The sequence below is a fragment of the Microbacterium sp. ProA8 genome (genome assembly GCF_039905635.1).
GTDB lineage: Bacteria > Actinomycetota > Actinomycetes > Actinomycetales > Microbacteriaceae > Microbacterium > Microbacterium chionoecetis.
Map to the genome: position 1 here is coordinate 1692773 of NZ_CP157000.1, position 21570 is coordinate 1714342.

Sequence of the window (21570 nt, forward strand, 5' to 3'; positions counted from 1 at the left end):
CGTCCGCACAGATCGGTCGAGAGCCCGTGTTCTCACCGAACGCCCACGTTCTGAACCGAGGACGACGTGGGCTTTCGGTGGAAGCTCGGGCTCTCACCGTTCCGGATGAAGATGTCGCCAGCAGACCGTCACCCAGCGATCGGTCCGGAAGCTACGGTCGCGGAGTCGCTGCGGCGATCACGGCGCCGAGGCGCAGGATCGCCTCGACGACGGCCTCGTCGTCGATGTCGCCGAAGCCGAGGACGAGGGCGGGCGGGAGGTCGCGCCGGTGACGGGTGAACGCCGCCAGGCCGGTGACGCGGAGGGAGGCGTCCCCGGCGGCTGTGACGACGCGATCTTCGGAAACCCCGGGCGGAAGCGGCAGGACACCGTGGAATCCGGCCACCAGGCCGGTCAGGGTCAGGCCGGGAGAGACCCGGTCGAGCGTCTGGAGGACGACTGCTCGGCGCGCGGCGTACACGCCGCGCATGGTGCGCACGTGGCGATCATGGCGCCCGGACTGGAGCAGTGCCGCGAACGCCAGCTGGTCGATCACCGGTCCGCCGCGGTCCGCCGCGACCCTCCGCACGGCCAGATCGCCGACCAGCTCGCCCGGAACCGCCATCCACGCCACCCGCACACCAGGCGCATGCGTCTTGCTCGCCGAGCCGATCAGCACGACGCGGTCGGGTGCGAGGCCCTGGACCGCGCCGATCGGCTGACGGTCGTACCGGAACTCCGAGTCGTAGTCGTCCTCGATGATCCATCCGTCCCTCCGGCCGGCCCACTCCACCAGCTCCACGCGCCGGGAGGCCGACAGGACGACCCCGGTGGGGGACTGGTGCGCCGGAGTGACGAGCACCGCGTGGGCGCCCGCCGAGCCGAGCAGGTCGGTGCGGATGCCGTGCGCGTCCACCGGGATGGGCGCGAGCTCGATCCCGGCGACGGCGGCCGCCTCGTCGACGGCCCGGTCACCCGGGTCTTCCACGGCGAGCACACGGACCCCCCGCGCGGCGAGTGTGGGCAGGACGAGGGCGAGCCCCTGGGCGAAGCCTTGGCAGAGGACGACATGGTCGGCATCGGTCGACGCAGCGCGGATCCGACGGAGATGGCCCGCGACAGCCTCGCGCGCTGCCGGATGCCCGAGCCCGTCGCCGTAGTCAAGATCGTGCGAGCCGGCGCTGCGCGCCGCCCTCGCGTAGGCCCACGCCCAATCATCGGCGGGAAACCGGCGAAGATCCGAGATCCCGGGGCGCAGATCCGCGCCGGACGGAGCCGCCGCCCGCGGCGAGGGAGGAGCGCCGCCCGGCGGGACGGCACGCGACGAGACACGCGTGCGGCCGCCCGGGCGGGCGACGAGGTAGCCCTCGGCGCCGAGCTGCTCGTAGACACGGACGACGGTGCCGCGCGCGACTCCCAACGCTGCGGCGAGGTCACGCGTGGACGGCAGAGAGTCGCCGTCATCGAGCACGCCCCGCCGAACCGCATCCCGCAGCGCGGTCTGCAGCCGCTCGCCGGGCCGTCGGCCGGGTGGAAGCGCCAGTGCGAGCGCCAGATCGGAAGTGGTCCAACTCTGAGCCATCACGCTGGACCATATCACTGGGCCACTTTCGCCATACGCTCCTGAAAGCCGGACCGACCGGCGGTATTCGGAAGGAACGGCTCATGGGTTCGACGGTGCTGTACGTCTCGGTTTCGGTCGATGGATACGCGGCCGCGCCCGGCGACGACCTCTCGCGGATCCACCGCTGGCTCGAGGACACCGCCCCACCCGACGAGGACGACGTCGCCGTGGAGCTGATCGAGCGATTCCGCAACGCGGGCGCGGTCATCTTCGGGCGACGCACCTGGGACGCCGGCCAGGAGCCGTGGGGCGACGACGACGTGTTCTCGAGTCCGGTCTTCGTGATGACGCACGAGCAGCGGCCGCCCGAGGTGAAGAACGGGACGGTCTTCACCTTCGTGTCCGGGGAGCCGGCGGCGGCGCTCGCGCTGGCACAGGAAGCCGCCGGAGGGGGCGAGGTGATCATCATGGGCAGCCCGAACACCGCCCAGCAGTTCCTCCGCGACAAGCTCGTCGACGAGCTGCTGCTGCACATCGTGCCCGTCCTCCTCGGGGGAGGCATCCCGCTCTTCGACGGGTTGCCGGCACCTGCCGAGCTGCGGCTGCTCTCGTCGCGTCGCGCCCGGGAGGTGACGGCCGTGAACTTCGCGGTGCTCTCGGACGCGCTCCACTGACCCGCATCCGCCGTCGGCGGCGACGGATGCCGCGACCCGGCGCGTCTGGTTGGCTGGTGACATGACCGACGTACTGGTGCTGGGCGGGACGGGCTGGCTGAGCGGGCGCATCGCCGAGAGATGGGCGGATGCCGGAGCCGCCGTCACCTGCCTGGCCCGGGGTGGACGCGAAGCGCCGTACGGCACGACGCTCGTCGTCGCCGACCGAGACCATCCCGGCGCGTACGACGCGGTCGCCGGTCGCGACTGGGATGCGGTCGTGGACATCTCGTCGAACCCCGTGCACGTCGCGGCAGCCGTGACCGCTCTGGGGGAGCGCGCCAAGCACTGGACCTACGTCTCCACCGTGTCGGTGTACGCCGCGAACGACGACCCCGGTGCCGACGAGACCGCAGAGCTGCTGGCGCCGGCCGGCCCGGACGAAGAAGACGACTACGGGCAGGCGAAGGTGCGGGCCGAGGCATCCGTCCGTGCCGCGCTCGGCTACCGCGCCGCCATCGTTCGCCCCGGCCTGATCGTGGGCCCCGGCGATCCCACCGACCGGTTCGGCTACTGGGTCGGGCGTCTCGCGCTCGCCGCAGACGGCGACGTGCTGGTGCCCGACACGACGGACCGCGGCGCGCAGGTGATCGACGTGGACGACCTCGCCGAGTTCGTCCAGGCGATCGGCCGAGAGCGGTGGACAGGGGTGGTGAACGCCGTCGGAGACCCGATGGAGTTCGCCGAGGTGCTGAGGCTCGCCCGCGAGGTGGCCGGCCACACCGGCGCCCTGGTCACCGCATCCGACGAGTGGCTAGAGGCGCACGACGTGGCCTACTGGGCCGGCCCCCGGTCGCTTCCGCTCTGGCTTCCCGCCGGTATGCCGGGCTTCTGGACGCGATCCCACGCCGCCTTCCGCCTTCTCGGCGGTCGCCTGCGTCCGCTGCGCGCGACGCTCGAGCGCACGCTCGACGACGAGCGGTCACGTGGTCTGGACCGCGACCGTCGCGCGGGCCTCACGCGGTCCGACGAGCTCGCGCTGCTCACCGAGCTCGTCGCGTAGTCTCCTCCGCCGAGATCGTGTGCGCTCGCCGAATCGACATGATCGGCGAGCCACGAGACGTGTGATCTCGACGAGAGCACATGACGTCCGGCGTCACGTTGATTTGCGGATGCCGCGGGCGGGCGGCTATCGTCGGCGCATGCCTTCGGCTGCCCAGGGATTCGCGACGCTCGTTCCGAGCGTCGTTCCCGCGCGCCGACGCCGTCTGGGCGACCGCCGACTCTAGGCGACCCTGCGCACCTTCTGAGGAGGGCAGCTGCGGGCGTCGCCGTCTCCGGCCCCTGCACCCAGACTCTAAGGTGGAATCCATGACATATTCGGTCGCCGTCTCCGGCGCATCCGGCTATGCGGGCGGCGAGATCCTGCGGATCCTCGCCGCGCATCCCGACGTCGAGATCCGCACCGTGACCGCGCACTCCAACGCGGGACAGCCGCTCATCCAGCACCAGCCGCACCTGCGGTCGCTCGCTCACCTCACCCTCTCCGAGACGACGCCGGACGTGCTCGCGGGCCATGACATCGTCTTCCTGGCGCTGCCGCACGGACAGTCCGGGCAGTACACCGACGCGCTCGGCGACACGCCGCTCGTGATCGATGCCGGCGCCGACCACCGTCTCGAGTCGGTCGCCGACTGGGACAGCTTCTACGGCGGCGACTTCCACGACCCCTGGGTGTACGGCGTCCCGGAGCTCCCGGTCGCGGGCTCGAAGCAGCGTGACCGGCTCGTCGGCGCGACGCGCATCGCCGCCCCCGGCTGCAACGCCTCGACGGTGAGCCTCAGCCTCGCTCCCGGCGTCGCCGCCGGCGTCATCGATCCGTCCGACATCGTGACGGTGCTGGCGGTGGGCCCCTCGGGCGCCGGCAAGAGTCTCAAGACCAACCTCCTCGCCAGCGAGGTCCTGGGCACGGCCAACCCCTACGCGGTCGGAGGGACGCACCGGCACATCCCCGAGATCCGTCAGGCGCTCGCCGCCGCGCGCCCTTCGACCGGCTCAGGGACCGAGGGGACGGATGCCGCGGACCAAGGCATCCGCATCTCGTTCACGCCCGTTCTGGTCCCGATGTCGCGGGGCATCCTCGCGACGTCCACGGCACCCATCGCGCCCGGCGCCACCGACGCCGAGATCCGCGCGGCGTGGGAGGCCGCCTACGGCGACGAGACCTTCGTGCAGCTGCTGCCCGAGGGCCAGTTCCCCCGTACGGCCGACGTGCTGGGCGCGAACACGGCGCTGCTGGGTCTCGCGATCGATCGCGCCGCGAACCGCGTGGTCGTGGTGACCGCCGTCGACAACCTCGTCAAGGGCACGGCCGGAGCGGCCGTCCAGTCCCTGAACATCGCACTGGGCCTCGCCGAAGGCACCGCGCTCACCGTGAACGGAGTCGCCCCGTGAGCGTCACCACGCCCCAGGGATTCGCCGCAGCCGGCGTCGCCGTCGGACTCAAGTCGTCGGGCAAGCCCGACGTGGCCGTCGTCGTCAACCGCGGCCCGCTCAAGGTGGGCGCGGCCGTCTTCACGAGCAACCGCGCGAAGGCGAACCCGATCCTCTGGTCGCAGGAGGTCGTCCGTGACGGCGTCGTGGAGGCGATCGTCCTCAACTCCGGCGGGGCGAACTGCTTCACGGGCTCGTTCGGCTTCCAGACGACGCACCAGACCGCCGAGAAGGCGGCGGAGCTGCTCGACGTGAGCGCGGGGGACATCCTGGTGTGCTCGACCGGTCTCATCGGCACGGGCGACGAGGTGTTCCGTGCGAAGGTCCTGGCCGGCACCGAGCAGGGTATCGCCGAGCTCTCCGCAGACGGCGGGGAAGCGGCATCCCTCGCAATCATGACGACCGACTCCCGTCCCAAGCGCTCCGCCGTGACGAAGGACGGCTGGTCGATCGGCGGCATGGCGAAGGGCGCGGGGATGCTCGCGCCCGGCCTCGCGACGATGCTCGTGGTGATCACGACCGACGCGGTCCTCGACGCGGCGCAGGCCGACGCCGCGCTGCGTCGGGCCACCGGTCGCACGTTCGACCGGCTCGACTCGGACGGCTGCATGTCGACGAACGACCAGGTCACGCTCATGGTCAGCGGTGCCTCGGGCATCACCCCCGACGCCGACGCGTTCGCCGCTGCGCTCGCCGAGGTCTGCCAGGATCTCGCGAAGCAGCTGCAGGGCGATGCCGAAGGCTCGAGCCACGACATCACCATCGAGGTCGTCAACGCGGCCTCCGAGGAGGACGCCGTGGAGGTCGGCCGCTCGGTCGCCCGAAACAACCTATTCAAGGCGGCGGTCTTCGGCAACGACCCGAACTGGGGCCGCGTGCTCGCGGCGATCGGGACCACCCAGGCGGCCTTCGACCCGTATGACGTCGACGTGTGGATGAACGGCGTGCGTGTGTGCAGCGCCGGCGGCCCCGACGCGCCCCGCGAGGCTGTCGACCTGACGCCCCGCGCCACCGACCTCGTCATCGACCTGAAGGTCGGCGTCGCGACGGCGACGATCCTGACCAACGACCTCACCCACGATTACGTTCACGAGAACAGCGCGTACTCCTCATGAAGAAGCAGGCCTCATGACTGATCTGCAAGAGACCGATCCCGGCAAGGCCAGCGCGCGGGCCGTGACGCTCATCGAGTCGCTGCCCTGGCTCAAGCGCTTCCGCGACCAGATCGTCGTCGTGAAGTACGGCGGCAACGCGATGGTGAGCGAGGAGCTGCAGGATGCCTTCGCCGCCGACATCGCCTACCTCCGCTACGTCGGGGTGAAGCCGGTCGTCGTCCACGGCGGTGGCCCTCAGATCTCGTCGATGCTCGACCGCCTGGAGATTCCGAGCGAGTTCAAGGGCGGCTACCGCGTCACTTCCACCGAGGCGATCTCGGTGGTGCGCATGGTGCTCACCGGGCAGATCAACCCGCAGCTCGTGTCGAAGATCAATGCCCACGGCCCGGTGGCCACCGGTCTCAGCGGCGAGGATGCGGGCCTGTTCGGCGGACGCCGCCGCGGCGTCGTGATCGAGGGCGTCGAGCACGACCTCGGCCGGGTCGGGGACGTCGTCGAGGTGGATCCGCAGCCGGTGCTCGACCAGATCGCCGCCGGCCGCATCCCGGTCGTGTCGAGCATCGCGCCCGACCTCGACCACCCGGGGCACTCCTTGAACGTGAACGCGGATGCCGCGGCATCCGCGCTCGCCGTGGCGCTGGGAGCCGCGAAGCTCGTGGTGCTCACCGACGTGGCCGGGCTCTACGCCGACTGGCCCAACCGCGACTCGCTCGTGTCGCACCTGACCTCGACCGAGCTGCGCGCGATGCTGCCCACGCTCGAGTCGGGCATGATCCCGAAGATGGCGGCGTGCCTGGAGGCCGTCGAGGGCGGCGTCGAGACCGCGGCCATCATCGACGGGCGGGTGCCGCACTCGGTGCTCGTGGAGATCTTCACCAGCAAGGGAATCGGAACAGAGGTGGTGCACGGATGAGTTGGCACGATGACGCAGGACGCGATCTCGTCCGCAGCTTCGGCGAGCGGATGGCGTTGTTCGTCCGAGGCGAGGGCTCCTACCTTTGGGACGCCGACGGCAAGCGGTACCTCGACTTCCTGGCGGGCATCGCGGTGGACTCGCTGGGTCACGCCCACCCGGTGTTCGTGGACGCCATCGCGACCCAGGCGGCGACGCTGGCGCACGTGTCGAACTACTTCGCGACGCCGCCGCAGCTCGCGCTCGCGTCGACGCTGAAGCGTCTCGCGGGCACCGGCGACGAGGGTCGCGTGTACTTCGGCAACTCCGGCGCCGAGGCGAACGAGGCGGCGTTCAAGCTCGCGCGCCTGCACGGAGGCACCGAGCGCCCGCGGATCCTTGCGCTGAAAGACGCCTTCCACGGCCGCACGATGGGCACGCTCGCCCTCACCGGCAAGCCGTACATGCAGGAGCCCTTCCTGCCGATGACGCCGGGCGTCGAGTTCATCGACTCCACGGTCGAGGCGCTCGAGGCGGCGATCGACGACCGCGTCGCGGCGCTGTTCGTCGAGCCCGTCAAGGGCGAGGCGGGCGTGCTGCCGCTGCCAGAGGGATACCTCGCCGCGGCCCGCGAGATCACCGAGCGCCAGGGAGCGCTGCTGATCATCGACGAGATCCAGACCGGCGCCGGTCGCACGGGGGAGTGGTTCGCCTTCCAGCACGAGGGCATCACCCCCGACGCGATCACGGTCGCCAAGGGCATCGGCGGCGGGTTCCCGATCGGCGCGCTGATCACCTTCGGCAGCGCCAGCGACCTGTTCTACCCGGGCACGCACGGCTCGACCTTCGGCGGCAACGCGCTCGGCACCGCCGTCGCCGGCGCCGTCCTCGGTGAGATCGAGCGCGCCGACCTCGTCCGCAACGCCGCCGAGCGCGGAGCGCAGCTGCGCGAGGCGATCTCGGGCATCGACTCGGAGCTGATCACCGGATGCCGCGGCGCGGGGCTGCTGATCGGCGTGGGGCTGCGGCATCCCGTCGCCAAGGCGCTCGTCGCGGCCGCGCAGGAGCACGGCCTCGTCATCAACGCGCCCAACGACGAGACCATCCGGCTGGTTCCCGCCCTCACGATCGGCGACGTCGAGATCGACGAGTTCGTCGAGCTCTTCACGGCTGCGATCCGCACGGTGGAAGACGCCCTGGTGCTCGAGACCCCCACGGAGGTTCCCGCATGACCCGCCACCTGCTGCGTGACGACGACCTGACGCATGCCGAGCAGGACGAGATCCTCGATCTCGCCGTCGCGCTGAAGAAAGATCGCTGGAAGCTCAAGACGCTCGAGGGCCCCCAGACGGTCGCGGTCATCTTCGACAAGTCCTCGACGCGGACGCGCGTCTCTTTCGCCGTCGGCATCGCCGATCTGGGCGGCTCGCCGCTGATCATCTCGACCGCCAACAGCCAGCTCGGCGGCAAGGAGACGCCCGCCGACACGGCGCGCGTGCTCGAGCGCCAGGTCGCGGCCATCGTCTGGCGCACCTACGCACAGGCAGGGCTCGAGCAGATGGCCGAAGGCACGCGCGTGCCGGTCATCAACGCGCTCAGCGATGACTTCCACCCCTGCCAGCTGCTCGCCGACCTGCTCACCATCAAGGAGCACAAGGGCGACTTGAAGGGCCTGACGCTGGCGTTCTTCGGCGACGGCAAGTCCAACATGGCGCACTCCTACGTGCTGGCCGGCGTCACCGCGGGCATGCACGTGCGCGTGGCTTCGCCCGAGACGTATGCGCCGCGCGACGACGTCATCGCGGACGCGGATCGACGGGCGGCGGAGACCGGCGGATCGGTCACCCTCTACACCGACGCCAACGAGGCGGCCGCCGGAGCCGACGTGATCGTCACCGACACGTGGGTGTCGATGGGCAAGGAGGAGGAGAAGCTCGAGCGGCTGCGCGACCTGGGCGGGTACAAGGTGACCCAGGAGCTCATGGCGCTCGCGCAGGACGACGCGATCTTCATCCACTGCCTGCCCGCCGACCGGGGCTACGAGGTCGACGCGGAGGTCATCGACGGACCGCAGAGCGTGGTCTGGGATGAGGCCGAGAACCGGCTGCACGCCCAGAAGGCCCTGCTCGTCTGGCTCCTCCGCCAGGACTGAGCGCGGCGGCGCGGAAGAGCCCCGGTCGTTGAGCGAGCGAAGCGAGACGAAACGCGCCGAGCCGCGCCACGACGGCTGGCTCGGGTCGCGCTGGGGGCGTCTCAACGGTCCGAGCCGCGTCGCCGGCGTCGATCTGGCGCGAGGGCTCGCGGTGCTCGGCATGTTCGCAGCGCACCTGCTGTGGATCAGCGGGCCCTTCGACGCGACGCAGCCCGACACCTGGATCACGGTGGTTCAGGGCCGCTCGTCGATCCTGTTCGCGACGCTCGCCGGCGTCTCGATCGGCCTCATGACGGGCGGGCGGGTCCCGCTGCCGGCGTCCCGCATGGCGACGGCACGCGGGCGGCTCGCCGTGCGAGCGGGCCTGCTGTGGGTGCTCGGCATCCTCCTCATCGCCACCGGCGTGCCGGTGTACGTGATCCTCCCCGCGTACGCGCTGATGTTCCTGCTGGCGCTCCCGTTGACGTCCCTGCCTGCCCGCGTGCTGCTGCCGCTCGCGGGCGCGCTGGCCCTGATCATGCCGTTCGTGCAGATCGTCCTCGACGCGCCGCTGTTCTGGAGCACGCCCGTCGGCAACGCGGTGTCGGTGGGACTCGGCTGGCACTACCCGTTCACCACTTGGATCGCGTTCGTGGTGGCCGGACTCGGCGTCGCCCGCGCCGACGTGACGCGACTGCGCACGCAGGTGTGGCTGGTCGTCGCCGGCGCATGCCTCGCCCTGGTCGGCTACGGAACGGATGCCGCCACCGGCGCCGGTCCAGAAGCCGAGACGGCGTCGTACCTCGGGGCGCTGTGGACGGCCCGCCCCCACTCCACGGGGCTGCTCGAGGTCATCGGGTCGGGCGGCTTCGCGCTCGCGGTACTCGGGGCCTGCCTGCTGCTTTGCCGCACCGTACTCAGGTGGGTCGTGCTGCCCCTGCGCGCCGTCGGTGCGATGCCGCTGACCGCCTACACGCTGCAGCTCGTGGTGTGGGCGGCGATCGCCGCCGCGACGCTCGACCGCGTCGGCGACCTCTCCGGCTTCCGCGCGCTGGAGCCGTTCTGGCCGCTGACGATCGGCACGATCGTGCTGTGCACCGCGTGGGCGCTTCTGGTGGGCCGCGGCCCGCTCGAGACGGCACTGGATGCCGCGTCCCGCTTCGCGGTCCCCGGTGACCGCCGACCCGTGGGTCCGGCGACGTCGCCCACACGCTGACAGAGGCCGGATGAGCCCTCGATCGCCGCTGACACGGAGCGAGTGCGCGGGGGACCGGCGGATAGGCTGGTCGGGTGAGTGAATCGAAGGCTGACGGCACCAACGAAGGCGCACTGTGGGGAGCCCGTTTCGCGACGGGACCGTCCCCGGAGCTGGCCGAGCTCAGCCGATCGACGCATTTCGACTGGGATCTGGCGCTCTACGACATCGCCGGCTCGCACGCCCACGCCAAGGCGCTCGCCGCCGCGGGCTACCTCACCGCCGACGAGGAGCGCGCCATGCACGACGGGCTCGATGTGCTCGCACGCGGCGTGACCGACGGCACACTCCGCCCCGCGGCATCCGATGAAGACGTCCACGGCGCTCTCGAGCAGGCGCTGATCGGCGTCGTCGGCGCCGAGCTGGGCGGCAAGCTGCGCGCCGGACGCAGTCGCAACGACCAGATCGCCACGCTCGTGCGCATGTATCTGCTCGACCACTCGCGCACCATCGCGCGGGAGATCCTCCGCCTCGTCGACGCCCTCGTGGCGCAGGCCGAGGCGCACCCCGAAGCGGTCATACCGGGCCGCACCCACCTGCAGCACGCGCAGCCGGTGCTGCTGGCCCACCATCTGCAGGCTCACGCGTGGCCGCTGGTGCGCGACCTGGAGCGCCTGCGCGACTGGTCCGCGCGAGCCGCGGTCTCTCCGTACGGCGGTGGCGCGCTCGCCGGCTCGACGCTGGGCCTCGATCCGCAGCTGGTCGCCCGGGAACTGGGGCTCGACCGCCCCGCCGAGAACTCGCTCGACGGCACGTCGGCGCGCGACGTCGTCGCCGAGTTCGCGTTCATCACGGCGATGGTCGGCATCGACGTCTCGCGCTTCGCGGAGGAGATCATCCTCTGGAACACGCGCGAGTTCGGCTTCGTGACCCTCGACGACGGGTATTCGACCGGCTCGAGCATCATGCCGCAGAAGAAGAACCCCGACATCGCTGAACTGGCGCGCGGCAAGGCCGGGCGGCTCATCGGCAACCTCACCGGACTGCTCGCCACCCTCAAGGCGCTCCCGCTCGCGTACAACCGCGACCTGCAGGAGGACAAGGAGCCGGTGTTCGACTCGGTGCGCACGCTCGAGACGGTGCTGCCCGCCTTCGCCGGCATGGTCGCGACGCTGCGCTTCGACACCGACCGCATGGCGGCGCTCGCACCGCAGGGCTTCTCCCTGGCGACGGACGTCGCCGAGTGGCTCGTGAAGCGCGGCGTGCCTTTCCGCGATGCGCACGAGATCTCCGGCCACTTGGTGCGGGTGTGCGAAGAGAACGGGATCGAGCTGCACGAGGTCACCGATGAGCAGCTCGCATCGGTCTCGCCGCACCTCACGCCCGAGGTGCGGGACGTGCTGACCGTCGAGGGCTCCGTCGCGAGCCGCACCGGCGCAGGCGGGACGGCGCCGGTCAGGGTCGCCGAGCAGCGTACCGAGCTGATCGAGCGCGTGCAGGCGGCCGCGCACGCCCTCGGGCTCTAGACCGCTCCAGTCAGGGCGACGCGGCGGCGATCACCAGATCGCGAGGCGCACCAGCGCGGCGACGATGCATGCCCAGACCAGGCTGGCGAGCGTGCCGATGATGAATCTCTCTCGCGCTTCGGCGCTGGCCAGCTCCGAGAATCGGCCGATGCCCTTGAGCGCGACCACCACGGCGATCGCCTCGGGGAAGCCGGCGATGATCCCGAGCGCCACCGCCACGCGTTCCAGATAGCCGATCGTGGTACCTCCGCGCATCACCTCGCGTACGACGCCTTCGCCGGCGACCGCTCCGGGCAGGGACGGCGCACGGAGCAGAATGCCGCCGTTGTCGCCTTCTTCCACACGACCGTGGCTGGCGATGTCGAGCACCCGGCGGGTGACGGGGTTGCCGCCGAGCACGGCCAGGGCGGTTCCCAGCAGGGCGATGCCGAGTCCGATGAGCAGCGGGACGTTCACCGGTGACACCGTCACGGCGAGCAGGCACAGCACCACCAGCACGCCCGCGACGATGAGCGGGATGTCGGTCGGCTTCCGCAGGCTGAGGACCACCAGCACGAGTGCTCCGCACAGGGCGACGAACAGGAAGATCGACAGCACGGCGACAAGGAGCACGTCCGGGAAGACCATGGCGTCAGTCTGACACGGCGTCCGGATCGAGGCCGGAGAGCACGCGGATCAGGGCGGGCACGGAGGCTTCCTCCGTCCGCAGTCCGGCGGACCTGACGCGCAGGCTGACCGCGGCCTCCGAGATGCCGAGCCGCGCCGCCGCCTCGCGCTGCGTGATGCCCTCGGCAAGGAGGTCGTACACCTCCCAGCCTTCGGCGGTGCGGCGATCGCGCAGCTCGATGAGCAGGCGCACCAACGCCTCAGCATCCGCACCACCCTCCGGCGCAGTGATCGCGACCCGTGTCGTGGCCTTCTTGGCGCGGTCCACGGCGTCGCGCGCGTTGAGGAACGCCTCGCCCCTGGCCGCGCGGACGCTGTCCGGCAGCGGGGTCTCTACGTCGCCGACGCCCACGCCGACACTCCACCGGCCGGCCCGCGTGAGGTCGAGGAGGATCGCGAGCACGGCCGCGGCGTCGGTGACCGCCACCTGCACCTCGTCGCCCGCCGTCCGCTCGGGCGCGAGCGCGGCGCCCCTGGGGGCGTGCGTCGCGACCGCCGAGAGGGCCGCGGGCACCAGATCGGCGCTGGTGCGGCTGTCGCGCTGATCACTGGTGATCACGTACATGGCTCCACCCTTATGCATCAGAACTTAATTCATGCACACTTTAGTCTGTGCGCTTCAGTCAAACAAGGCTATGGACTGAAGTCGAACGACTTCAGTCCATAGCCTCAACGCGGCCGGTGCGATCACGCCGGACCTGCCTCGAAGCGCGCGCCGCCGACCTCGGGGCGGGTCGCCGGCGAAAAAGCGCCGCCATCCGCGCTGATAGCCTGGCTCGCGTGTCAGAAACCGTCGTGAGCACGACTGCGCCCGCGATCGACCCCTCATTCGAGAATGTGTGGGACGAGATCGTGTGGCGTGGACTCGTGCATGTGTCCACCGATCAGGAGGCGCTGCGCGCCCTTCTCGCCGGGGACCCGATCACGTATTACTGCGGCTTCGACCCGACTGCGCCGAGTCTGCATCTCGGCAACCTGGTGCAGCTGCTCACGATGCGCCGCCTGCAGCTCGCCGGCCACCGTCCGCTGGGCCTGGTCGGCGGATCGACCGGCCTCATCGGCGACCCCCGCCCGTCGGCCGAGCGCACGCTGAACACCAAAGAGACGGTCGGGGAGTGGGTCGGCTACCTGCAGTCGCAGGTCGAGCGGTTCCTGAGCTTCGACGGGGACAACGCCGCGCGCATCGTCAACAACCTCGACTGGACGGCGCCGATGAGCGCCATCGACTTCCTCCGCGACATCGGCAAGCACTACCGGGTCGGCACGATGCTCAAGAAGGATGCGGTCGCGGCGCGCCTGAACTCCGAGGCCGGCATCAGCTACACCGAGTTCAGCTACCAGATCCTGCAGGGCATGGACTACCTCGAGCTGTACCGGCAGTACGGCTGCGTGCTGCAGACGGGCGGCAGCGACCAGTGGGGCAACCTCACCAGCGGCACCGACCTCATCCACCGCGTCGAGGGCGTCTCGGTCCACGCGATCGGCACGCCGCTGATCACGAACAGCGACGGCACCAAGTTCGGCAAGAGCGAGGGCAACGCGATCTGGCTCGACGCCGCGATGTGCAGCCCGTACCGGATGTACCAGTTCTGGCTCAACACCGACGACGCCGACGTCATCGAGCGTCTCAAGATCTTCACCTTCCTCACGCGTGCCGAGATCGAGGAGTACGAACGACTCGTCGCCGCGGAGCCGTTCCGTCGCGCCGCGCAGAAGCGCCTCGCGATGGAGGTCACCGGCCTCGTGCACGGGGTGGATGCCGCGGCCGCCGTGATCGCGGCATCCGAGGCCCTCTTCGGTCAGGGCGACCTCGCGGCGCTCGATGCGACGACGCTCCGTCACGCGCTGGAGGAACTGCCCAACGCCACGGTCGCCGCCGGCACGCCGGTGGTGCAGGCGCTCATCGACACCGGGCTCGTCTCGAGTCTGTCGGAGGGCCGGCGCGCGATCGCCCAGGGCGGGGTCTCGCTGGACGGTACGAAGATCGAGGACGATGCGGCGACGGTGTCGGGCGCACTGCCCGGCGGGGTCTCTGTGCTCCGGCGCGGCAAGAAGACGCTCGCGGGCGTATTCGTCGGCTGACGGGCGGCTTGTGACCACGGCCATCGCGCCGACAGAGGAGTGACGGATGCCGTTCACCCCGAGTCATGCGGTGATCGCGCTGCCGTTCGTGCGCACGCCCCTTGTTCCGGCGGCGATCGCCATCGGGGCGATGGCGCCGGACCTGCCGTTGTTCGTCCGCGGGCTGCCGTTGCACTACGGGGTCACCCACTCGCTCGCGTGGCTTCCTGCGACGGTCGCCCTGGCGCTGGCGCTGCTGGTCGTCTGGAGGTGCGTGCTTCGGCCGGCCGCGCGTGAGCTCTCACCGCGATGGCTCGCGGCGCGACTGCCGGCGCAGTGGGATGCCGGTGCCGGCGCCGCGCTGCGCGAGACGTTCGCCGGATCTCCGGCGGGCGAGCAGCGTGTGTCCCTGCGGGGGATGCTGCTCCTCGTCGTCTCGTTGCTGCTCGGCGTCGTGAGCCACATCGTGTGGGACCTCTTCACGCACGAGGGCCGGTGGGGCACGACGGCGATCCCCGTGCTGGGGGCAGATTGGGGACCGCTGCCCGGGTACAAGTGGCTCCAGCACGGCTCGAGCGTCATCGGGCTCGCGATCCTCGCCGTGTGGATGCTCCTGTGGATGCGTCGGCGTAGCGCCGAGGCATCCGTCCCGCGCGTGCTGCCCGATGCGGTCCGCTGGATCTGGTGGGCGTCGCTGCCTCTCGCGCTCGCACTGGCATGGGCATGGGGCATGGCCGTCCTGGGTCCCCTGGATGCCGAGTTCACCGCCGCGCATCTCGCGTACCGCGTGCTGCCGCCGGCGTGCGCGGTCTGGGGCGCCGCGACCGTGTCGCTCTGCATCGCGGTGCAGGTGATGCGCGCACGATCTGTCGCGAACGTGTGACCGACGGCGTCCGGTCGCCGGGCAGCTGACCGCCGGTCTCCGCGCGGCGCCCAAGCGCTGTGGTCGCGTGATTCCTCATGCGCCGATCGGCCGGCGGCGCGCGCACGATACCGCGCTCGACGGCATCGGGCCAGGGTCTGCGCTGTCGGCCGGGGTGGTCGTAGCGTGCCGGCATGGACGTGGAACGGCCCGGTGCGGAGCAGTGGGTGCCGGCGGACGCCGACGTCGACCACCTGCGCGAGGCGGTGCAGGGATGCCGCGGCTGCGAACTCTGGTGAGACGCGACACAGGCGGTGTTCGGTGACGGGGAAGCGCCGGCGCGGATGATGCTGGTGGGGGAGCAGCCAGGCGACAAGGAGGACCTCGCCGGCGAGCCGTTCGTCGGACCGGCCGGACGCGTGCTCGCGCAGGCGCTCGACGAAGCGGGAATCCCGCGGGAGCGCGTCTACCTCACGAACGCGGTGAAGCACTTCCGGTTCGAGCAGCGGGGCAAGCGCAGGATCCACCAGCGCCCTGATGCAGGGAACATCTCGGCGTGCCGGCCGTGGCTCGAGGCGGAGTTAGCCGCCGTCCGGCCGGCAGTCATCGTCTGTCTCGGTGCGACGGCGGCCAGAGCGGTCCTCGGCAGGGTGGTGAAGATCGGCGCAGAACGAGGGCGTCCGATCGAGGCCGAGGGGAGGACGGTTGTGATCACGATCCATCCGTCCGCCGTGCTGCGCTTGCGCGATTCGTCCGAACGAACCGCGGCCGTGGCCGCGCTCGCGGCCGATCTGAGGACAGCGGCGAAGGTGGCGACGAGCGCACATTCCGCGTGATTCCGGGGGTGTGGGGGTGCGACACGCCCGGGGTGCGGGCTGGATTCGACGGGTGGCGGCGTCGCACGTAAAGTATTACTTGTTCGCCCCAAAGGGTAGAGCGGAAGGCCGGAAGGCCTGGCTCCCCTCAAGCAGTGAACAACCCCATCCGATGTGCTCCTGGTGAGTCGGCCGGTTTCGGCTTAGGATGGGTGTCTTCCACTTTCGTGTGCGTCGGTCTGCGACTGCGGTGGGGTCTTGTGCCTCGCCGCTTCGATTTGACAGGCGGGACGGGATGTGTAAGATAGAGAAGTTGCCCAGCGGCGAAGGTTGAGAGACCGGAACGCTGGTGCGTCCGATCTTTGAGAACTCAACAGCGTGCACTTGTCAAATGCCAATTTTTGTATCCTCGCTGACCTTTTGGTTGGTGGGGGTCCTTTTTGGATCAATTCATGGATGTCAGTTTGATATTCGTTTTTGGTCATGGTTGAACTCGCTGCTTTCGACTCGTTTTCCCGGGTTGTGAGTGGTTTTCATTTTTTATGGAGAGTTTGATCCTGGCTCAGGATGAACGCTGGCGGCGTGCTTAACACATGCAAGTCGAACGGTGAAGCCCAGCTTGCTGGGTGGATCAGTGGCGAACGGGTGAGTAACACGTGAGCAACCTGCCCCTGACTCTGGGATAAGCGCTGGAAACGGCGTCTAATACTGGATACGAACCACAGTCGCATGGCTGGTGGTTGGAAAGATTTTTTGGTTGGGGATGGGCTCGCGGCCTATCAGCTTGTTGGTGAGGTAATGGCTCACCAAGGCGTCGACGGGTAGCCGGCCTGAGAGGGTGACCGGCCACACTGGGACTGAGACACGGCCCAGACTCCTACGGGAGGCAGCAGTGGGGAATATTGCACAATGGGCGCAAGCCTGATGCAGCAACGCCGCGTGAGGGATGACGGCCTTCGGGTTGTAAACCTCTTTTAGCAAGGAAGAAGCGAAAGTGACGGTACTTGCAGAAAAAGCGCCGGCTAACTACGTGCCAGCAGCCGCGGTAATACGTAGGGCGCAAGCGTTATCCGGAATTATTGGGCGTAAAGAGCTCGTAGGCGGTTTGTCGCGTCTGCTGTGAAATCCCGAGGCTCAACCTCGGGTCTGCAGTGGGTACGGGCAGACTAGAGTGCGGTAGGGGAGATTGGAATTCCTGGTGTAGCGGTGGAATGCGCAGATATCAGGAGGAACACCGATGGCGAAGGCAGATCTCTGGGCCGTAACTGACGCTGAGGAGCGAAAGGGTGGGGAGCAAACAGGCTTAGATACCCTGGTAGTCCACCCCGTAAACGTTGGGAACTAGTTGTGGGGTCCTTTCCACGGATTCCGTGACGCAGCTAACGCATTAAGTTCCCCGCCTGGGGAGTACGGCCGCAAGGCTAAAACTCAAAGGAATTGACGGGGACCCGCACAAGCGGCGGAGCATGCGGATTAATTCGATGCAACGCGAAGAACCTTACCAAGGCTTGACATACACGAGAACACCCTAGAAATAGGGGACTCTTTGGACACTCGTGAACAGGTGGTGCATGGTTGTCGTCAGCTCGTGTCGTGAGATGTTGGGTTAAGTCCCGCAACGAGCGCAACCCTCGTTCTATGTTGCCAGCACGTAATGGTGGGAACTCATGGGATACTGCCGGGGTCAACTCGGAGGAAGGTGGGGATGACGTCAAATCATCATGCCCCTTATGTCTTGGGCTTCACGCATGCTACAATGGCCGGTACAAAGGGCTGCAATACCGTGAGGTGGAGCGAATCCCAAAAAGCCGGTCCCAGTTCGGATTGAGGTCTGCAACTCGACCTCATGAAGTCGGAGTCGCTAGTAATCGCAGATCAGCAACGCTGCGGTGAATACGTTCCCGGGTCTTGTACACACCGCCCGTCAAGTCATGAAAGTCGGTAACACCTGAAGCCGGTGGCCCAACCCTTGTGGAGGGAGCCGTCGAAGGTGGGATCGGTAATTAGGACTAAGTCGTAACAAGGTAGCCGTACCGGAAGGTGCGGCTGGATCACCTCCTTTCTAAGGAGCACTTGGACCTCTTCGGGGGTTCCAGGACCCAGTACCACACCGTTCGTGTGTGGCTGGGGCTCGTGGGTGGAACATTTGACATGGCGTCAGCGCAGCTGGGGTCCACTAGTACGCCGCATCCTTTCGGGGGTGTGGTTGGAGGGTGGGTTCTGGTGAGCGGGGCGCCGGCACGCTGTTGGGTCCTGAGGGACCGGACGCTGCTTCTGCTGCCTTTCGGGGTGGTGGGGGTGGGGGACACTCCTCTTGGGCCTTCTGATTCCTGCGCCGTTTGGCGGGTGGGGTTGGGGGGTACCGCCCGTACTTTGAGAACTACACAGTGGACGCGAGCATCTTCGAGATGATCCTTCGGGGTCGTCTTGTTATAGATGATCTTAAAGATCATTAGTCAATTTCGCCCGGACCTTTTGGTTCGGGTTCGATTCTTGATGAAACTCATGTGATTTCAAGTCTTTAAGAGCAAACGGTGGATGCCTTGGCATCTGGAGCCGAAGAAGGACGTAGCAATCTGCGATAAGCCTCGGGGAACTGATAAGCAAGTTTTGATCCGAGGGTGTCCGAATGGGGAAACCCCGCCAGGGCGCGTGCGTACCTGGTGACTCCCGCCTGAATATATAGGGCGGGTAGAGGGAACGTGGGGAAGTGAAACATCTCAGTACCCACAGGAAGAGAAAACAACAGTGATTCCGTGAGTAGTGGCGAGCGAAATCGGATCAGGCTAAACCTCATGTGTGTGAGAGCCGGCAGGCGTTGCATGTGGGGGGTTGCGGGACTTTCCGGACCATTCTGCCGAGTGGTCGACGTGACAGAAGCGTATAGACGAACCGTCTTGAAAGGCGGGCCAGAGTGGGTGACAGCCCCGTAGTCGAAATGCGTGTTCTGACGTGGAGAGTATCCCAAGTATCACGGGGCCCGAGAAATCCCGTGTGAATCTGTCAGGACCACCTGATAAGCCTAAATACTCCCAGATGACCGATAGCGGACAAGTACCGTGAGGGAAAGGTGAAAAGTACCCCGGGAGGGGAGTGAAATAGTACCTGAAACCGTTTGCTTACAAACCGTTGGAGCCTCCTTAGTAGGGGTGACAGCGTGCCTTTTGAAGAATGAGCCTGCGAGTTAGCGATATGTGGCGAGGTTAACCCGGGTGGGGTAGCCGTAGCGAAAGCGAGTCTGAATAGGGCGATTCAGTCGCATGTCCTAGACCCGAAGCGAAGTGATCTATCCATGGCCAGGCTGAAGCGACGGTAAGACGTCGTGGAGGGCCGAACCCACTTAGGTTGAAAACTGAGGGGATGAGCTGTGGATAGGGGTGAAAGGCCAATCAAACTTCGTGATAGCTGGTTCTCTCCGAAATGCATTTAGGTGCAGCGTTGCGTGTTTCTTGCCGGAGGTAGAGCTACTGGATGGCCGATGGGCCCTACAAGGTTACTGACGTCAGCCAAACTCCGAATGCCGGTAAGTGAGAGCGCAGCAGTGAGACTGTGGGGGATAAGCTTCATAGTCGAGAGGGAAACAACCCAGACCACCATCTAAGGTCCCTAAGCGCGTGCTAAGTGGGAAAGGATGTGGAGTTGCTTAGACAACCAGGAGGTTGGCTTAGAAGCAGCCACCCTTGAAAGAGTGCGTAATAGCTCACTGGTCAAGTGATTCCGCGCCGACAATGTAACGGGGCTCAAGCACGCCACCGAAGTTGTGGCATTGACATTATTGGTAGGCCTTCGTGGTCCAGCCGTGTTGATGGGTAGGAGAGCGTCGTGTGGCGAGTGAAGCGGCGGGGTGACCCAGCCGTGGACGCCACACGAGTGAGAATGCAGGCATGAGTAGCGAAAGACGTGTGAGAAACACGTCCTCCGAAAGACCAAGGGTTCCAGGGTCAAGCTAATCTTCCCTGGGTAAGTCGGGACCTAAGGCGAGGCCGACAGGCGTAGTCGATGGACAACGGGTTGATATTCCCGTACCGGCGAAGAACCGCCCAAACTAATCCAGTAGTGCTAAGTGTCTGAATCCCATTGACGGATCCCTTCGGGGTGAAGCTGTGGGCCTAGCGCACGACCCCATTCTGGTGCGGTTAGCGTATTAACAGGTGTGACGCAGGAAGGTAGCCCATCCCGGGCGATGGTTGTCCCGGGGCAAGTGCGTAGGCCGAGTCATAGGCAAATCCGTGACTCATACAGGCTGAGACACGATGCGGATGAAAAGTGGGTGATCCTATGCTGCCAAGAAAAGCATCGACGCGAGGTTCTAGCCGCCCGTACCCCAAACCGACTCAGGTGGTCAGGTAGAGAATACCAAGGAGATCGAGAGAATCGTGGTTAAGGAACTCGGCAAAATGCCCCCGTAACTTCGGGAGAAGGGGGGCCATCCACTTATATGAGCTTGCCTCAAAAAGGGTGTGGTGGCCGCAGAGACTAGTGGGTAGCGACTGTTTACTAAAAACACAGGTCCGTGCCAAGTCGCAAGACGATGTATACGGACTGACGCCTGCCCGGTGCTGGAAGGTTAAGAGGACCGGTTAGCCGCAAGGCGAAGCTGAGAATTTAAGCCCCAGTAAACGGCGGTGGTAACTATAACCATCCTAAGGTAGCGAAATTCCTTGTCGGGTAAGTTCCGACCTGCACGAATGGCGTAACGACTTCCCAACTGTCTCAACCGCGAACTCGGCGAAATTGCATTACGAGTAAAGATGCTCGTTACGCGCAGCAGGACGGAAAGACCCCGTGACCTTTACTACAGCTTGGTATTGGTGTTCGGTGTGGCTTGTGTAGGATAGGTGGGAGACTGTGAAGCGGATACGCCAGTATTCGTGGAGTCATTGTTGAAATACCACTCTGGTCACTCTGGATATCTAACTTCGAACCGTAATCCGGTTCAGGGACAGTGCCTGGTGGGTAGTTTAACTGGGGCGGTTGCCTCCCAAAAAGTAACGGAGGCGCCCAAAGGTTCCCTCAACCTGGTTGGCAATCAGGTGGCGAGTGTAAGTGCACAAGGGAGCTTGACTGTGAGACTGACAGGTCGAGCAGGGACGAAAGTCGGGACTAGTGATCCGGCAGTGGCTTGTGGAAGCGCTGTCGCTCAACGGATAAAAGGTACCTCGGGGATAACAGGCTGATCTTGCCCAAGAGTCCATATCGACGGCATGGTTTGGCACCTCGATGTCGGCTCGTCGCATCCTGGGGCTGGAGTAGGTCCCAAGGGTTGGGCTGTTCGCCCATTAAAGCGGTACGCGAGCTGGGTTTAGAACGTCGTGAGACAGTTCGGTCCCTATCCGCTGCGCGCGTAGGAAGTTTGAGAGGATCTGACCCTAGTACGAGAGGACCGGGTTGGACGAACCTCTGGTGTGCCAGTTGTACTGCCAAGTGCACCGCTGGTTAGCTACGTTCGGGATGGATAACCGCTGAAAGCATCTAAGCGGGAAGCCGGCCTCAAGATGAGACTTCCATACCTTCGGGTGAGAGGCTCCCAGCCAGACTACTGGGTTGATAGGCCAGATGTGGAAGCGCAGCAATGCGTGCAGCTGACTGGTACTAATAAGCCGATGACTTGATAACAC

The 21570-nt window shown here is 67.0% G+C and carries 14 protein-coding genes, 2 rRNA genes and 1 pseudogene; 14 read left to right on the top strand and 3 right to left on the bottom strand.

Going from position 1 to position 21570, the window contains the following annotated elements; all coding sequences use genetic code 11:
* Positions 1 to 151 precede the first annotated feature (151 nt).
* Positions 152 to 1561 carry a PLP-dependent aminotransferase family protein gene (locus tag ABG085_RS07245; protein ID WP_347978728.1) on the bottom strand — a complete coding sequence of 470 codons (1410 nt, stop codon included), beginning with the start codon at positions 1559 to 1561 and terminating at the stop codon, positions 152 to 154.
* An 83-nt stretch (positions 1562 to 1644) separates the two neighbouring features.
* Between ABG085_RS07245 and ABG085_RS07250 the strand changes: the two genes are divergently transcribed.
* The 9 genes from ABG085_RS07250 (at position 1645) to argH (ending at position 11548) form a co-directional block, all read left to right on the top strand.
* The gene (locus ABG085_RS07250) at positions 1645 to 2217 is read left to right on the top strand and encodes a dihydrofolate reductase family protein (protein ID WP_347978729.1); all 573 of its coding nucleotides are present in this window, start codon (positions 1645 to 1647) and stop codon (positions 2215 to 2217) included.
* A gap of 61 nt (positions 2218 to 2278) precedes the next feature.
* Positions 2279 to 3259, top strand: coding sequence for an NAD-dependent epimerase/dehydratase family protein (locus ABG085_RS07255; protein ID WP_347978730.1), 981 nt, complete (start codon positions 2279 to 2281; stop codon positions 3257 to 3259).
* Between the two features lie 308 nt (positions 3260 to 3567).
* Positions 3568 to 4650 carry an N-acetyl-gamma-glutamyl-phosphate reductase gene (gene argC, locus ABG085_RS07260; RefSeq protein WP_347978731.1) on the top strand — a complete coding sequence of 361 codons (1083 nt, stop codon included), beginning with the start codon at positions 3568 to 3570 and terminating at the stop codon, positions 4648 to 4650.
* Positions 4647 to 5804, top strand: a complete 1158-nt coding sequence (argJ, locus tag ABG085_RS07265; RefSeq protein ID WP_347978732.1) for a bifunctional glutamate N-acetyltransferase/amino-acid acetyltransferase ArgJ — start codon at positions 4647 to 4649, stop codon at positions 5802 to 5804. Before argC ends, argJ begins: the two co-directional genes overlap by 4 nt.
* Before the next feature lie 13 nt (positions 5805 to 5817).
* A complete protein-coding gene (argB, locus tag ABG085_RS07270; protein WP_347978733.1) occupies positions 5818 to 6717 on the top strand; it encodes an acetylglutamate kinase in 900 nt (299 codons plus the stop codon).
* Positions 6714 to 7928, top strand: coding sequence for an acetylornithine transaminase (locus ABG085_RS07275; RefSeq protein ID WP_347978734.1), 1215 nt, complete (start codon positions 6714 to 6716; stop codon positions 7926 to 7928). Before argB ends, ABG085_RS07275 begins: the two co-directional genes overlap by 4 nt.
* Positions 7925 to 8848 carry an ornithine carbamoyltransferase gene (argF, locus tag ABG085_RS07280; protein WP_347978735.1) on the top strand — a complete coding sequence of 308 codons (924 nt, stop codon included), beginning with the start codon at positions 7925 to 7927 and terminating at the stop codon, positions 8846 to 8848. Before ABG085_RS07275 ends, argF begins: the two co-directional genes overlap by 4 nt.
* 28 nt (positions 8849 to 8876) lie before the next feature.
* On the top strand, positions 8877 to 10043 hold the full coding sequence (locus ABG085_RS07285; protein WP_347978736.1) for a heparan-alpha-glucosaminide N-acetyltransferase domain-containing protein: 1167 nt from the start codon (positions 8877 to 8879) through the stop codon (positions 10041 to 10043).
* Positions 10044 to 10117: 74 nt separating this feature from the next.
* Positions 10118 to 11548: an argininosuccinate lyase gene (gene argH / locus ABG085_RS07290; RefSeq protein WP_347978737.1), complete on the top strand. Its 1431-nt coding sequence runs from the start codon at positions 10118 to 10120 to the stop codon at positions 11546 to 11548.
* 30 nt (positions 11549 to 11578) lie between these two features.
* Here the strand turns inward: argH and ABG085_RS07295 are convergent, their stop codons facing one another.
* Together ABG085_RS07295 and ABG085_RS07300 are read right to left on the bottom strand one after the other, a co-directional pair.
* The gene (locus tag ABG085_RS07295) at positions 11579 to 12175 is read right to left on the bottom strand and encodes a hypothetical protein (protein ID WP_347978738.1); all 597 of its coding nucleotides are present in this window, start codon (positions 12173 to 12175) and stop codon (positions 11579 to 11581) included.
* Between the two features lie 4 nt (positions 12176 to 12179).
* Positions 12180 to 12779, bottom strand: a complete 600-nt coding sequence (locus tag ABG085_RS07300) for a DNA-binding protein (RefSeq protein WP_347978739.1) — start codon at positions 12777 to 12779, stop codon at positions 12180 to 12182.
* A 215-nt stretch (positions 12780 to 12994) separates the two neighbouring features.
* Here ABG085_RS07300 and tyrS point away from each other — a divergent pair, with 215 nt between their 5' ends.
* The 5 genes and pseudogenes from tyrS (at position 12995) to ABG085_RS07325 (ending at position 21568) form a co-directional block, all read left to right on the top strand.
* Positions 12995 to 14296, top strand: coding sequence for a tyrosine--tRNA ligase (gene tyrS / locus ABG085_RS07305; RefSeq protein ID WP_347978741.1), 1302 nt, complete (start codon positions 12995 to 12997; stop codon positions 14294 to 14296).
* 46 nt (positions 14297 to 14342) lie between these two features.
* Positions 14343 to 15158, top strand: coding sequence for a DUF4184 family protein (locus tag ABG085_RS07310; RefSeq protein WP_347978742.1), 816 nt, complete (start codon positions 14343 to 14345; stop codon positions 15156 to 15158).
* Between the two features lie 290 nt (positions 15159 to 15448).
* Positions 15449 to 15973, top strand: a pseudogene (locus ABG085_RS07315) (UdgX family uracil-DNA binding protein); the annotation flags it as partial.
* A 518-nt stretch (positions 15974 to 16491) separates the two neighbouring features.
* A 16S ribosomal RNA gene (locus ABG085_RS07320) occupies positions 16492 to 18014 on the top strand.
* A 449-nt stretch (positions 18015 to 18463) separates the two neighbouring features.
* A 23S ribosomal RNA gene (locus ABG085_RS07325) occupies positions 18464 to 21568 on the top strand.
* Together the 16S and 23S rRNA genes form the textbook arrangement of a ribosomal RNA operon.
* Positions 21569 to 21570 lie beyond the last annotated feature (2 nt).

Bases quoted from the DNA above. Each gene is read 5' to 3' on its own strand.
- ABG085_RS07245 (WP_347978728.1), bottom strand. From the start codon at position 1,561: ATGGCTCAGAGTTGGACCACTTCCGATCTGGCGCTCGCACTGGCGCTT.
- ABG085_RS07250 (WP_347978729.1), top strand. From the start codon at position 1,645: ATGGGTTCGACGGTGCTGTACGTCTCGGTTTCGGTCGATGGATACGCG.
- ABG085_RS07255 (WP_347978730.1), top strand. From the start codon at position 2,279: ATGACCGACGTACTGGTGCTGGGCGGGACGGGCTGGCTGAGCGGGCGC.
- argC (WP_347978731.1), top strand. From the start codon at position 3,568: ATGACATATTCGGTCGCCGTCTCCGGCGCATCCGGCTATGCGGGCGGC.
- argB (WP_347978733.1), top strand. From the start codon at position 5,818: ATGACTGATCTGCAAGAGACCGATCCCGGCAAGGCCAGCGCGCGGGCC.
- ABG085_RS07275 (WP_347978734.1), top strand. From the start codon at position 6,714: ATGAGTTGGCACGATGACGCAGGACGCGATCTCGTCCGCAGCTTCGGC.
- argF (WP_347978735.1), top strand. From the start codon at position 7,925: ATGACCCGCCACCTGCTGCGTGACGACGACCTGACGCATGCCGAGCAG.
- ABG085_RS07295 (WP_347978738.1), bottom strand. From the start codon at position 12,175: ATGGTCTTCCCGGACGTGCTCCTTGTCGCCGTGCTGTCGATCTTCCTG.
- ABG085_RS07300 (WP_347978739.1), bottom strand. From the start codon at position 12,779: ATGTACGTGATCACCAGTGATCAGCGCGACAGCCGCACCAGCGCCGAT.
- ABG085_RS07310 (WP_347978742.1), top strand. From the start codon at position 14,343: ATGCCGTTCACCCCGAGTCATGCGGTGATCGCGCTGCCGTTCGTGCGC.